At 35.5% G+C, this 13,935-nt stretch carries 12 protein-coding genes; 10 read left to right on the forward strand and 2 right to left on the reverse strand.

Annotation, left to right across the window (positions count from 1 at the left end; genetic code table 11):
• Positions 1-482 precede the first annotated feature (482 nt).
• The 6 genes from ACFSQS_RS13750 (at position 483) to ACFSQS_RS13775 (ending at position 6,145) form a co-directional block, all read left to right on the forward strand.
• Positions 483-2,888 carry a tail fiber domain-containing protein gene (locus tag ACFSQS_RS13750; protein ID WP_388020095.1) on the forward strand — a complete coding sequence of 802 codons (2,406 nt, stop codon included), beginning with the start codon at positions 483-485 and terminating at the stop codon, positions 2,886-2,888.
• A gap of 397 nt (positions 2,889-3,285) precedes the next feature.
• A complete protein-coding gene (locus tag ACFSQS_RS13755; RefSeq protein ID WP_388020098.1) occupies positions 3,286-3,744 on the forward strand; it encodes a T9SS type A sorting domain-containing protein in 459 nt (152 codons plus the stop codon).
• 268 nt (positions 3,745-4,012) lie between these two features.
• Positions 4,013-4,312, forward strand: a complete 300-nt coding sequence (locus ACFSQS_RS13760) for a GIY-YIG nuclease family protein (protein ID WP_388020101.1) — start codon at positions 4,013-4,015, stop codon at positions 4,310-4,312.
• Between the two features lie 271 nt (positions 4,313-4,583).
• Complete coding sequence (locus tag ACFSQS_RS13765) at positions 4,584-4,862, forward strand: hypothetical protein (RefSeq protein WP_388020104.1); 279 nt, start codon at positions 4,584-4,586, stop codon at positions 4,860-4,862.
• A 50-nt stretch (positions 4,863-4,912) separates the two neighbouring features.
• The gene (locus ACFSQS_RS13770) at positions 4,913-5,581 is read left to right on the forward strand and encodes a tetratricopeptide repeat protein (protein ID WP_388020107.1); all 669 of its coding nucleotides are present in this window, start codon (positions 4,913-4,915) and stop codon (positions 5,579-5,581) included.
• Between the two features lie 36 nt (positions 5,582-5,617).
• On the forward strand, positions 5,618-6,145 hold the full coding sequence (locus ACFSQS_RS13775) for a helix-turn-helix transcriptional regulator (protein ID WP_388020110.1): 528 nt from the start codon (positions 5,618-5,620) through the stop codon (positions 6,143-6,145).
• Positions 6,146-6,262: 117 nt separating this feature from the next.
• Here the strand turns inward: ACFSQS_RS13775 and ACFSQS_RS13780 are convergent, their stop codons facing one another.
• Complete coding sequence (locus tag ACFSQS_RS13780; RefSeq protein WP_388020113.1) at positions 6,263-7,321, reverse strand: 2Fe-2S iron-sulfur cluster-binding protein; 1,059 nt, start codon at positions 7,319-7,321, stop codon at positions 6,263-6,265.
• 105 nt (positions 7,322-7,426) lie between these two features.
• Between ACFSQS_RS13780 and ACFSQS_RS13785 the strand changes: the two genes are divergently transcribed.
• Positions 7,427-8,905 (forward strand): DUF5687 family protein, encoded by a 1,479-nt coding sequence (locus ACFSQS_RS13785; protein WP_388020116.1) that lies wholly within the window; start codon positions 7,427-7,429, stop codon positions 8,903-8,905.
• Positions 8,906-8,916: 11 nt separating this feature from the next.
• Positions 8,917-9,624 (forward strand): ABC transporter ATP-binding protein, encoded by a 708-nt coding sequence (locus tag ACFSQS_RS13790; protein ID WP_388020119.1) that lies wholly within the window; start codon positions 8,917-8,919, stop codon positions 9,622-9,624.
• Positions 9,625-9,633: 9 nt separating this feature from the next.
• Here the strand turns inward: ACFSQS_RS13790 and rnr are convergent, their stop codons facing one another.
• Entirely contained in the window at positions 9,634-11,829 is a 2,196-nt protein-coding gene (rnr, locus tag ACFSQS_RS13795) for a ribonuclease R (RefSeq protein WP_388020122.1), read from the reverse strand.
• 718 nt (positions 11,830-12,547) lie between these two features.
• Between rnr and rpiB the strand changes: the two genes are divergently transcribed.
• Both rpiB and ACFSQS_RS13805 read left to right on the forward strand, forming a co-directional pair.
• Positions 12,548-12,982 (forward strand): ribose 5-phosphate isomerase B, encoded by a 435-nt coding sequence (gene rpiB / locus ACFSQS_RS13800; protein ID WP_388020125.1) that lies wholly within the window; start codon positions 12,548-12,550, stop codon positions 12,980-12,982.
• A complete protein-coding gene (locus ACFSQS_RS13805) occupies positions 12,983-13,900 on the forward strand; it encodes a cation diffusion facilitator family transporter (protein ID WP_388020128.1) in 918 nt (305 codons plus the stop codon). It abuts the gene before it with no gap.
• The last annotated feature ends 35 nt before the right edge of the window (positions 13,901-13,935 follow it).

Consider the following 13,935-nt stretch of genomic DNA (forward strand, 5'->3'; position numbering starts at 1 on the left):
CTCATTTTTTATTCCTTATTTTAAATCCCAGTAAATCAGTGCTTTGTAAATTATTTTTAAAATCCTAACCCATAAGGTTAGGTGCTAAAAAGTTCATTTTAGGTAGTTTCAGCATAGAATTTTTAAAACGCTATTAACCTAAAAATGAATCACAATGAAACCATCTTGATTTTAATAACAACGTCATTGCGAGAAGCGAGGCACGAGCGACGTGGCAATCTGTTAATTATGAGTTCTAAATCAAGAGATTGCTTCACTCCGTTGCACTCCATTCGCAATGACGAAGTAATCTGTAAAATAAAAGAATAAGACTGCCACTTCCTATGTCCTCGCAGTGACGTCATTACGAGCGTAGCGAAGTAATCTCATGAATAAAAGTTCCAAAGAAACAGATTGCTTCAATCGTGCCTCGCTCGCAATGAGGAACAACTTTAAAATCATTAAAGGCAACATGTACTTCATTTAAAAAAACAAAAATCACAATGAAACATTTAATTTTCACGCTCGTGTTCCTTATGTCAGGAATCACGTTTGCACAACAAGGTATTAATTACAAAGCCCTGATTAAAGATGGTTCTGGCAACGTGGTTGCCAACGATTTAATTACCATCGAATTTACCATTTTACAAGGCGCAGGACAAACCAACGTCTATCAAGAAAGTCACGCACCAACAACCGATGCCAACGGTATTGTTATGGTAAATATTGGCGATGGCACACCCATTTCTGGGACGTTTAATGCCATAGATTGGGCAGCAGACGACCACTACCTAAACGTACAGATAAACACAGGTGGTGGCTTAACAGATATGGGGACCACACAGTTTATAGCAGTACCTTATGCTAAACAAGCCGAAACCGCTACCACAGCAACCAATGTAAACGGTCTGGAAACTTTGGACGAAGGCAATGGCACAGGCTACCGTTTGGTAGGGAGAAACCCAAGTTATTTTGGTAACATTGGTCTTGATGCTGTAGATGTAAGTGCCAGCAACACCACAGGCGATTCTGGTGCTACAGGAGATTATGCCTTTGCCTCTGGACGCCAAGTTTTAGCTTCTGGTCGTTACGCTATGGCAAACAATTATGGTAATACAGCGTCTGGTGATTATGCCACAGCCTTTGGTTTCATTACCTCTGCTGATGCTTATGCATCACTGGCATTGGGACGACGTAACGTAGGTGGAGGCAACCCAACAGCTTGGGTAGAAACCGACCCTTTGCTAGAAGTAGGTAATGGCTTTGGTGCTAATACCAGCAATGCCTTAACCATTTTAAAAAACGGAACCGTTACAGCACCCAGTTTTGATATGGCAGAAATAACCGACCCCAAAGCGTTGATTACCAAAGAGTATTTAGAAAACACAGCCGTAGCTACTGGTTTAGAAGCCATAGACGAGGGCAATGGTATAGGCTGGCGCTTGATTGGGTCAAACCCAGCTTTTTATGATAATATAGGAGATAATGTAGTTGATTTATCTTACAGTCTTAATAATACTACTATAAGCTCTGGTGCTTCTGGGAGTGATTCTTTTGCAAGTGGCAGGGATACAACCGCATCAGGACAATTTTCCACAGCTATGGGCTATGCAACAGAAGCATCAGATGAACGTGCCACAGCAATGGGATCCTTTACGACTGCATCAGGTGGAGTTTCCACAGCAATGGGAAATGGTACAATCGCATCAGGAAATTATTCCACAGCAATGGGAAGTGGTCCAACTGCATCAGGTGGAGCTTCCACAGCCATGGGACATGTAACAGAAGCTTCAGGGCAATTTTCCACAGCCATGGGAACTAATACAACAGCATCAGAGTATGCTTCAACAGCAATGGGAAATGGTACAATCGCATCAGGAGCAAGTTCTACAGCCATGGGATCTAATACTGAAGCATCAGGAACTATTTCAACAGCCATGGGGTACAATACAGAAGCATCAGGAGCGTATTCCACAGCAATGGGTGAAGAAACAGTTGCTCTTGGAGACCATGCAACTGCCATGGGACGTTATTCTCAAGCCAACGGAGAACGTTCTGTTGCTTTGGGCAGTTCTAATGCAGGTGGCTTTGGTGCAGTAGCGATGGGTTTTGGAAATAATGCATCTGGAAATTATTCAACAGCAATTGGCTATTATAATGAGGTGTATTCAGCATACTGTACAGCGGTCGGTAGATATGGGGTTGCTTTTGGTTCTTATACCGATTGGGAATGGACAGAGCCGCTATTTATAATAGGAAATGGTACGATCAATTTTGAACGCAATGCACTTACCGTACTTAAAAACGGTAATATGGGCATTACCACCAGCACACCAGAAGTTAAGTTGCACATTACAGATGGCAGTGATGCTGGCCTTAACCAAACAGGTGGTTACGTGTTACTGGGCGAGACCTCTGGTATGAATCTGGTAATGGATACCAATGAGATTATGGTACGCAACAATGGTGCAGCAGCCCCTTTATATTTACAAAACGATGGTGGCGACGTACGTGTTGGTGGTGCTGTGGTGCACAGTAGCGACCGTAGGTTAAAACGTGATATAGAAACTTTACGTTATGGTTTAAACGAAGTTTTGCAATTGGCACCCAAACAATACTACTGGAAAAACCGTGGCGAGCAAACTCACAAATCGTTAGGCTTGATTGCCCAAGAGGTACAACCTGTTATATCAGAACTGGTACACACAGCCAATAACGAAAGCAACACCTTAAGCGTGAACTATACCGAACTGATTCCAGTTTTAATAAATGCCATACAAGAGCAACAAGAGATTATCAATAGTTTGCAGACCACAGTAAACAGCAAACAGTCGCAATTAGGGCAACTTGAAAATGATGTCGCCGAATTAAAAGGCTTGGTGAATCAATTAATTACTAATAATAAATAAAGATAGTAACGTCATTGCGAGCGAGGTACGAGCGAAACAATCTCATGAATAAAAGTTCCGATTAAACAGATTGCTTCATTTCGTTGCACTCCATTCGCAATGACGAAAAACACGAATGTCATTACGAGGAAAGAGGAACGAATGACGAAGTAATCTGTAAAATAGAAGAATAAGACTGCCACGTCCTACGTCCTCGCAGTGACGTCATTACGAGGAGAGAAGAATGAACGATGAAGCAATCTCATGAATAAAACATACAGACTGCTTCGTTTCACTCGCAGTAACGTCATTGCGAGAAGTGAGGCACGAGCGACGTGGCAATCTCATCAATACAACTAACAGATTGCTTCACCCTAAAGGGTTCGCAATGACGATAAATTTTAAAAAACTAATAAAAATGAAACACATACTATCATTAATTATAGGTTTAGCTTGTTTCCAAACCCAAGCCCAAACCATCGAAAAATATTCCATAGACAATGGAGGCGCAAGTACAACCAACGGAAACATCACCTTGCTTTACACCATAGGCGAAGTAAACATACAAGAACTAAATGCAGGAAACATTATACTATCCGAAGGGTTTATCAATTCCAACTTCGGAGAAACCTTAAATATTGCCGAAGTAAATTCTAGAGAAAATAAAATACAGATGTACCCAAATCCAGCACAAGAGGTGTTTTATGTATCCAGTTCAGAGCCAATAACACAAATAACCCTTTATGATGTATCTGGAAAGCAAATAACCAAAACCAATGCAGAACAAATGAACGTGAACCATTTAGCGGCTGGTGTGTATTTTGTCAGGATAAGCACAGAAATCAGTAATGAGGTTAAACGCTTGGTGGTGAAATAGAGAGCCCTCATTACGAGTGAGGCACGAGCGAAGTAATCTCATGAATAAGAGTTAGAGTTACAAACAAAAAGATTGCTTCGCTTCGCTTGCAATGACGAACACAACGTCATTACGAGGAATGAGGAACGAATGACGAAGTAATCTGCTTCTCGTTTTCGGCATTGCGAAGAAGATACGACTGAAGCAATCTCACGAATGAAATAGACAGGTTGCTTCATTCCATTGCACTCCATTAGCAATGACAAACAGAAATTATGTATTTTTAAATATGCAAAAATCGTATGTATATTTTTTAACCAACAAAAACAACACGGTAATTTACATTGGTGTAACATCAAATTTGTTAAAACGAGTTTATGAGCACAAAACTAAAATTAGAAAAGGTTTTACATATAGGTATAATTGCAATAAACTGGTTTATTATGAAGAATTTAGCGATATAAACCAAGCCATATCACGAGAAAAACAATTAAAGGCAGGAAACAGAAAACGTAAAGAAGATGTTATCAATAAACAGAACCCTAACTGGGATGATTTGTCTGAAGGTTGGCTATTTTATTTTGATTGACGTCATTACGAGGAGAGAAGCATGAACGACGAAGTAATCTCATGAATAAGAGTTTCAAATAGATTGCTTCACTTAAGCCTGTCTTGAGCTACAGTCGAAAGGCTGGCAATGACGAACACTAGTGTTACAACATTGACGCAAACAAAAAACTTACCATGGTGTAAGTAACGAAGTAATCTTTAGGTTAATAGCATTACAGCTTACTAGATTGCTTCGTTTTTTATTATATTTATTGGGTTGAATAACATGATGTTACCTAAAACCCAACTAAATGACGCGTCTACTTTCAAATTATTTTTTAAAAAATATTATATGTATTCTGCTTTTGAGTTTTTCTGTATTTGTATTTTCACAAAACCACAAAGAACAAATAACACAAGCCCTAATAACTTTTGAAACCACAGACAATCCAAACGATGGTATTAAAAATTTACTACAACTAAAAAGCATAGTTGCACAAACTTCAGATTCGCTTCAAGGTTATTATTATTTAAATTTAGGCATTGCCTACGGACAGTTGAACAGGCAGATTCATCGTTTTGGTATTTAAATAAAGCTGAAAAATTTGCCAATACTACAAAATCAGATTTTCTATTAGCCATGATTAATAACACACGAGGTTTGGTCTATATGGGCAAAGCTGAACACGAAAAATCTGTTGCAGCTTATCAAGAAGTCATGAAACTAGCCGAAGGCAAGAACGACCCAAAACTCAACGATGTGTTAAGCAAGACCTATGGTAATTTAGGAGGCGTTTATTTTCAGTTAGGGCAAATGGACAAAGCTTTGGAAACCACAAAAAAATGTTTGGCGTTATCTGAAACTATAAAAGACACCACTGATATTGCTTTAAACCATTTGCGTTTAGCCATGATTTATAATACTACAGACCAATTAGATGATGGTATTCATCATTTAAGTGAAGCACGGCTATTTTTTAAGAACTTAAACAATAAAGCCATGTTAGTACATGCCGAAAACGGCCTTGGCAAAAATTTTGAAAAGAAAGGCGAATTAGAAAAAGCTTTTAGTCATTACAATACAGCCCATGAAATAGCCAAAGATTTAGGTCAACAAGAAGAATATATTTCTACATTATTAGCCATGGCAAACATTAAGCTAGCGCAATCACAAATTACAGAGTCCAAAAATTATGCAGAGGATGCATTAGCGTATGCAAAAAAAAATGGTTTTGCCAATAGTGAAAAACAAGCCTATGATTTATTGTACAGGATTGCTCTAACAAACAAGCAAACCAAACAAGCGTAAGATTATAGAAACGCCTATATCTCTTTAAATGATTCTTTGAATAGTGTTGAGGTAAAAACACGCGTGGCCGATTTAGAAACCAAGTACGAAACCACAAAAAAGGAAAAGGAAATCCAGAAATTAACCTTTGAGAGTCAATTGAAAGATGCCAATTTAGCCGAAGCACGAAACGCTCAAATAGCTTTAGCTACAGGAGCTGCCAGTATTATTTTAATTTTGGTTGTGTTTTTTACAGCGCGTTACAAAAAGGAAAAAGCCGAACGTGAAGCACAGGTTTTACAGGTAGAAGCCTTACAAAAACGCTTTATGGAATTGCACAGCAGTCCATCGGAATTATCGGTAGAACTGGATATGGAAACCTTAAACAAAAAGCTGCACACGCCACTTACCGAACGCGAGTTTGACACCTTAAAACATTGTGTTGCTGGAAAAACCAATTCAGAAATAGCCAAACAGCTTTTTATTACAGTAAGTACCGTAAAATTTCACCTTCGTAATGCATACAGTAAATTAGGCGTAAGCAATAGAAAAGAAGCGTTTCAGTTTATGTTGAAATCAGTGTGATGTAATGTTATTTCGAGGCGTTATATTGAGTATATCTAAAAGGATTTTTTAACTAATGCAATCTTAACATTTTTTTAGATTTCAATTAAGAGATTCCTGCCTTCGCAGGAATGACAATTACACATCATCATAATCAACGGTTAAAGTTGGCGATGTTGGTTGCGCTTGACAAGTCAAAATTAAACCTTCTGCAACTTCGCTTTCTGTTAAAATATTATTTTGCCTCATAGTAGCTTCACCTTCCGTAATACGAGCAATACAACTGCTACAAATACCACCTTGGCAAGAATATGGTGCATCTAAATCTTCATCTAAAGCGGCTTCTAAAACGGTTTGTTTTTGAGACATTTCGAAAGTGGTTTCCTCATCATCTACAATTACAGTAATATGGGTTTTTCCATCTGGAACAGCATTGTCGTTAAAGACCTCTGCTGGTTTAGCGGCTTTAAACAATTCAAAATGAATACGGTCTTTAGGTGTCTCGTGTTCGGTTAACACATCTTTTACGGTGTGTATCATTGCCTCAGGGCCGCATAAATAGTAGGCATCAACATCAATATGTTTGTATTTGTTTTTCATTACAAAATTAACCGTACTTTTTTCTATACGGCCAAACATGGCATCGGGTTCATCGGCTTGACTAAATAAAAACTGAATGGAAAATCGGTCTTTATAGACATGTTGCAAATCAAGCAACTCTTTTAAAAACATGGTTTCTTGAGTCGATTTGTTTCCGTAAACTAAAATAACTTTACTGTGTATTTCTTCTTCTAAGGCACATTTAATAATACTTAAAATAGGTGTAATACCACTTCCTGCGGCAAAAAGCGCAATGTTTTTTGTTTTCTTATCGTTGGGCTCAAAAATAAAACGTCCTGTTGGTGTTCCAACTTCCAGAGTATCGCCAACTTTTAAAATCTTATTGGCATAAGCCGAAAACGTACCGTCTTCAACTTCTTTCACTGCTACTTTAAGTTCACCGCTTTTTGGGGCTACACATAACGAATAATCTCTGCGAACCTCATTACCATTTAGTGTAGTTTTAAGTGTAATGTATTGTCCTGCCTTAAAAACAAAATTATCTTTTAAAAGTTCTGGTACATCAAAACCAATGGTTACAGCTTTATTTGTTTCGCGTTTAAGTTCTTTTATTTGGAGTGAATGAAAATGTGACATCTATTGATTTTTTTTAACAAAAATAAAGAATAGTGTTAGTTTTGTACAGATATTTGTAACAAAATTTTGATCTTTCAGACTAATGTTTTCATAACTACCAAAACCATGATTAAACATTTTATAAATTTAGAATGGAAAGCTTTTTTTAGATCTGCCAGCTTTGGCAAAAGTTTAGCCATCAAAATATTAATGGGCTTTTTTACCCTATATTTTATGGTTATGTTTCTTTTTGTAGGATTTTTAATGGATAAAATCTTAGAAAAATTATACCCAAATTTAGATCCGTTGGTGGCTTTTAACGGATTACTATTTTTCTGGATAATTAGTGATTTGTTTATAAGGTTCTTCTTTCAAAAACTACCGGTAATGAGTGTTAAACCCTTATTAACATTGCCAATAAAACGAAAATCTGTGGTTAATTTCGTTTTAGGAAAATCGGCTCTATCATTCATTAATTTTTTACCCTTGTTTGCTATTGTTCCTTTTGGACTTAAACTAATTGCAAACGATTATAATACATCAACTGTTTTAATTTGGATGTTCGTTATTGTACTAATCACTTTAATAAACAATTTTTTAAATTTTATTATTGAAAGCTTATCGGCTAAAACCGAATTATCCTTTTTACCAATAATTGTTTTTATTGGTTCGCTTTACGCATTAAATTATTTTAATATTATAAATATTGCAGGAATACTATCAAATGGTGTTACGGCAATTACCGATAACCCCGTATTGGTAATTGTGCCTATTTTAATATTGTTGATTTTATATGTTTACAATTTTAAAATTTTAAAAGAAAAACTTTTTTTAGACAGCGGATTAAAAGCTAAGATTAAGGAGGTAAACACCTCAAATATGGAGTGGACCAAAAACTTTGGGGACATTGCCCCTTTTATGCAACTGGATTTAAAACTGATTTGGCGTAACAAGCGAACTAAATCTTCGGTTTGGATGGTTTTAATTGGCTTATTGTACGGTTTGTTTTTTTATCCGCAGCCCACTTATCAAAACCTACCTTGGTTTTTTATGTTTATTGGCGTGTTTTCAACGGGTATTTTTTTAATAAATTTTGGGCAGTTTATCCCGGCTTGGGACAGTGGGTATTACAAACTGCTCATGAGCCAAAACATTAAATACGAACAATATTTAAAATCTAAATTTACGTTAATGGCAGTAAGTGTCATCATTTTATTTGTATTGGGCATTCCGTATGTTTTTTTTGGGTGGGAAATTTTATTGGCACATTTTGCCGCGGCCATTTATAACATTGGTGTTAATACACATGTTATTTTATACGGTGGCTCCTTTAACCGTAAAAAAATAGATTTAAGCCAAAAAGCCGCCTTTAATTATCAAGGTACAGGGGCGGTACAATGGCTTATTGGTATTCCGCTTTTAATATTACCAATGGGTATATTTGCCCTTTTTTACTTTTTGATAAGCTTTGAAATAGCTTGTTTAATACTAGCTTTATTGGGCGTTATTGGTATTGTGTTTCATCAAAAATTAATGGAAGCCATTACACAGAAATACTCAGAATCAAAATACAAAATGATTAGCGCTTTTAACCAAGACAACTAAAAGAAAACATTATGATTACAACATCAAACCTTTCAAAAAAATATAATAATAATACTGTTTTAAATATAAAAAGTTTAGACATCCCAAAAGGCCAAAGTTTTGGTTTGGTTGGGAATAACGGTGCCGGAAAAACCACGTATTTTAGTTTGCTTTTAGATTTAATTCAGCCCACAACCGGATATATAAAAAACAACAATATTAAGGTTAATGAAAGTGAAGATTGGAAACCGTTTACCTCTGCTTTTATTGATGAAAGTTTTTTAATTGGTTATTTAACTGCCGAAGAATATTTTTACTTTATTGGAGAATTACGTAATCAAAATAAAGCCGATGTCGATACATTAGTAAGTCAGTTTGAAGATTTTTTCCACGGAGAAATACTCGGTCAAAAAAAATATTTACGCGATTTAAGTAAAGGCAACCAAAAAAAAGCAGGTATTGTTGCTGCACTTATTGGCAACCCAGAGCTTATTATTCTTGACGAACCCTTTGCTAACTTAGATCCCACAACACAAATTAGGTTAAAAGGCATTATAAAAGATTTAGCCGAAAAACAGGGCGTTACCGTATTAATTTCCAGCCACGATTTAATGCACGTTACCGATGTTTGCGAGCGTATTGTGGTACTTGAAAAAGGCGAAATAGTAAAAGATTTAGCCACAAGCGAAGCCACATTAAAAGAGCTTGAAGCGCATTTTTCTGGAAATGAAGTAATTTAAAAAAACGTATTAATCTGCTTTACCAATAAGATTAAAATCGAGGTGTTTTTTAACTAAATCGGTGTTTTTTACTTTTACAACAACTTCATCACCAAGCTGATACATGGTTTTAGTATTACGGCCAACCATAGCATATTGGTCTTGATCGAAGGCGTAATGGTCGTCTTTCATATCGCGTACGCTTACCATACCTTCGCATTTATTTGATATGATTTCAACATAAATTCCCCAATCGGTTACCCCGGAAATTACGCCAACAAATTCTTCATCTTTATGGTCTTCCATAAATTTAATTTGCATGTATTTTATAGAGTCGCGTTCTGCTTTTGTGGCTAGATTTTCCATGTTGCTGCAATGGTTGCATTTATCGTCGTAAAGATCTTCATTTACCGATTTTCCGTCATCTAAATAGTGCTGTAACAAACGGTGAGCCATCACATCTGGATACCTTCTAATGGGCGATGTAAAATGGCTGTAATAATCGAATGCTAAACCGTAATGCCCAATATTTTTGGTTGAATATTCGGCTTTGCTCATCGTTCTTATGGTTAAGGTATCAACTAAATTTTGCTCCTTTTTACCATTAACATCTTTAAGTAAATTATTAAGTGATGCCGATACACTTTTACGATCTTTAAAGTTTAATTTATAACCAAATCTACTAACTACGCTTTGTAAACTAGCAAGTTTGCTATCGTCGGGCTTGTCGTGCACACGATATACAAATGTTTTTTTAGGTGATTGTTTACCAATAAATTCAGATACTTTCCGGTTGGCCAGCAGCATAAACTCTTCAATAAGTTTATTGGCATCTTTACTGGTTTTAAAGAATACCCCTATTGGATTAGCCTCTTCGTCGAGATTGAATTTTACTTCTACTTTATCAAAAGAAATTGCACCAGATTGCATACGTTTACTACGCATTTTTTTTGCAAGTTCGTCCATTTTTAAAATAGCGTCTGCAATAGCTTGGTCTGTTTTATAAGCTGTACCTGTTAATGAAACTTCTGCGGGAATTGTGTTGGATTTAGAATCAATTACAGCTTGTGCCTCTTCGTAAGCAAATCGAGCGTCGCTGTAAGTTACAGTTCTGCCAAACCACTGGTTTTTTATTTCGCATTTATCATTCATTTGAAAGACTGCCGAAAACGTATATTTTTCTTCTTGCGGACGTAAGGAACAAGCATTATTCGATAATACTTCTGGTAGCATGGGCACCACACGATCGACTAAATACACCGATGTGGCACGCTCGTAAGCTTCATCATCTAAAACAGTGCCTTCTTGCACGTAATGCGATACATCGGCAATATGAATGCCTATTTCGTAGCATCCATCTTCTAACACTTTAAATGATAAAGCATCATCAAAATCTTTAGCATCTTTAGGGTCGATGGTAAAGGTTAGATCTTTACGCATATCGCGGCGTTTTGCTATTTCTTCTTGAGTAATGGATGTGTCTATTTTATTGGCAAAATCTTCAACTTCTTGCGGAAAATCGTGTGGTAAACCATAATCTGCAAGTATGGCATGAATTTCGGTATTGTGTTCTCCTGGTTTGCCTAAAACCTGAATCACTTTTCCGTAAGGCGAATCGGCTTTTTCTGGCCAATCTTCAAGTTTTACCAATACTTTATCGCCATTTTCTGCTTTATTTATTTTATCTATAGGTACAAATATATCTTTGTACATTTTATTGCTGTCTGCCACTACAAAGGCAAAGTTCTTTTTTTCTTGAATTTGAATAACACCAACATACTCGCTTTTTTCGCGTTTTATTATGTTTGTTATTTCGCCTTCTAATTTACCTCGTTTGCGGCGTTTGTAAACATAAAATTCTACTTCATCGCCATTTAATGCTTTATTTATGTGGTTTGATGCTATAAACACATCGTCTTCAAAATCATCTGAAATTATATAACCGTTTCCTTTTGCGGCCAAATCTAGTTTTCCTATATGATATTCGGTATTAATAATCGCTTTAAACTTTCCGCGTTCTACTTGCTCAATTTCTTTTTGTGCGGCTAGTTTCGCTAAGGTTTTTATTATCTGGTTTCGGCTACTGGCATCGTTTACACCAAGTTTAGCAGCTATTTGTTTGTAATTGAATGATTGGTTTCTGTCTTTTTTTAAAATACTTAGAATGGTATTTGTTAAGTTGGAAATGCCTTTGTTTTTGGATTTCCCTTTTCTATTTCTTGTCATTTAATTTTTGTAATCGTTTTAATTTCCCAATGCCGAAGAGTCGGGAGATAATTTTGTTATTAAATAGCTTTAATTTAGGCGAAGTATTTGCTATTTGTTTTATGCAAAGTTAAGCTTTTAATATTAAATGGTATTTTTTTACTGTTAAGCTTTGGTAAATTTAACTTATCCACATTATATATTATATAATAATTTTTCTTTTAAAATTTAAAAAAATAAATGATGGTTATTATAGTGTGTTAATATGTGGTATAACTTTTTTTGCTTTTATTTTGATTACAATTATTTTACATTCTATTAATAGGTAATTAACAGGTTATATTATTTTAATTACCTTATTTTTAAATGTATTAAGTTTTATATAAACAGTTGTTAACAACTAAAATTTGGTGTTAATTACTAACAAGTATTTATGTTTTGGTGTTTATATCTTCAAGATTTTGTACTAATAACATGGCTAAAAAAAGTAACTTAAATTTTTGGTAAATTGATATGAGTTTTTGATTGTAAAAATAATTGGATATTCCATATTTTTCTTTTAAAAACTAATGAACACTTATTAACATGTAATGAGTGTGTTAATTGACAATGTTAGTTACTGTACGTTACCTGCTTTAATTGTATTTCATGGTTGTGGTTTAAATTGTCATTTTTAATAATACAGCAATCTAAGCGGTTAATTCATTACTTTTGCTTATCTAACATAAATTTAAAAAAAATGACTATTGCCATAGGAAACGATCACGCAGGAACAGATTATAAATTTGCCATAAAAAAACATTTAGAAACTAAAGGATACACGGTAATTAATTACGGTACCAATGTTAACGATAGCGTAGATTACCCAGATTTTGTACATCCGGTTGCCCAAGCTGTAGAGACCAATAAAGCCAACTTTGGTATTTTAATTTGCGGTAGCGCCAACGGTGTAGCCATGACAGCCAACAAACACCAAAAAATACGGGCTGGTTTATGTTGGAACAAAGAAATAGTAACTTTAACTAGGCAGCATAACAATGCCAATGTTTTATGTATTCCGGCTCGATTTACTGCTATAGATCAAGCGATTGAAATGGTTGATACCTTTTTAAATACCGAGTTTGAAGGTGGCAGACACCAAAATAGAGTAGATAAAATACCGTTTTCTTGTTAAATGGCGCATCAGCATTCCCATAACCATTCGCACTCACATCCCGATTTAAAAGGGCGTAATTTATTTATATCCATTTTATTAAATATTGCCATTACAGTAGCCCAGGTAATTGGTGGTTTAATATCTGGCAGTTTAGCGCTTTTAAGTGATGCCTTGCATAATTTTAGCGATGTTATTTCGCTTATTATTAGTTATGTAGCCGATAAATTATCGAAACGCAAAGCTTCGTTTAAAAAAACATTTGGGTATAAACGTGCCGAAATATTAGCCGCTTTTATTAATGCCGCTACCTTAATTATTGTTGCTGTTTTGTTGATTATTGAAGCCGTTGAGCGTTTTCAAAATCCGCAGGAAATAGAATCTAATTTGGTTATTTGGTTGTCTTTGGTGGCTATTTTTGGTAACGGGTTTAGCGTGCTATTATTAAAAAAAGATGCTCATGCCAATATGAACATGAAAAGCGCCTACCTCCATTTATTAACCGATATGATGGCCAGTGTTGCGGTTTTAATTGGTGGTTTGTTAATGAAGTACTACCAATTATATTGGGTAGATAGTGTGCTTACTTTTGCTATAGCTGTTTATTTAATTTGGATGGGCTTCGATTTGTTAAAAGATTCCACCAAGGTACTCATGTTGTTTACACCAGATTCTACACCTATTAATAAAATTGTTGAAGAAGTTAATACGTTTGAAAGTATAAAAAATGTACACCATGTACACATTTGGCAACTCAACGAAGATGAAATCCATTTAGAAGCCCACATCGATTTCAATAAAGATATAACCTTATCTCAATTCGATATTATTTTACATAAAATTGAAGATTTTTTATGGGATAAATACGGTATTAACCATGTAAATATACAACCGGAATTTGGGAAAGATGATGCGAAAGACGTGATTGTGCAGGATTGAAAATAGCGTCATTACCAGGAGTTTACTAGCTTGCA

This window comes from Gelatiniphilus marinus (assembly GCF_042684345.1).
GTDB lineage: Bacteria > Bacteroidota > Bacteroidia > Flavobacteriales > Flavobacteriaceae > Gelatiniphilus > Gelatiniphilus marinus.

Bases quoted from the DNA above. Each gene is read 5' to 3' on its own strand.
- ACFSQS_RS13750 (WP_388020095.1), top strand. From the start codon at position 483: ATGAAACATTTAATTTTCACGCTCGTGTTCCTTATGTCAGGAATCACG.
- ACFSQS_RS13755 (WP_388020098.1), top strand. From the start codon at position 3,286: ATGAAACACATACTATCATTAATTATAGGTTTAGCTTGTTTCCAAACC.
- ACFSQS_RS13760 (WP_388020101.1), top strand. From the start codon at position 4,013: ATGCAAAAATCGTATGTATATTTTTTAACCAACAAAAACAACACGGTA.
- ACFSQS_RS13765 (WP_388020104.1), top strand. From the start codon at position 4,584: ATGACGCGTCTACTTTCAAATTATTTTTTAAAAAATATTATATGTATT.
- ACFSQS_RS13770 (WP_388020107.1), top strand. From the start codon at position 4,913: ATGATTAATAACACACGAGGTTTGGTCTATATGGGCAAAGCTGAACAC.
- ACFSQS_RS13780 (WP_388020113.1), bottom strand. From the start codon at position 7,321: ATGTCACATTTTCATTCACTCCAAATAAAAGAACTTAAACGCGAAACA.
- ACFSQS_RS13785 (WP_388020116.1), top strand. From the start codon at position 7,427: ATGATTAAACATTTTATAAATTTAGAATGGAAAGCTTTTTTTAGATCT.
- ACFSQS_RS13790 (WP_388020119.1), top strand. From the start codon at position 8,917: ATGATTACAACATCAAACCTTTCAAAAAAATATAATAATAATACTGTT.
- rnr (WP_388020122.1), bottom strand. From the start codon at position 11,829: ATGACAAGAAATAGAAAAGGGAAATCCAAAAACAAAGGCATTTCCAAC.
- rpiB (WP_388020125.1), top strand. From the start codon at position 12,548: ATGACTATTGCCATAGGAAACGATCACGCAGGAACAGATTATAAATTT.
- ACFSQS_RS13805 (WP_388020128.1), top strand. From the start codon at position 12,983: ATGGCGCATCAGCATTCCCATAACCATTCGCACTCACATCCCGATTTA.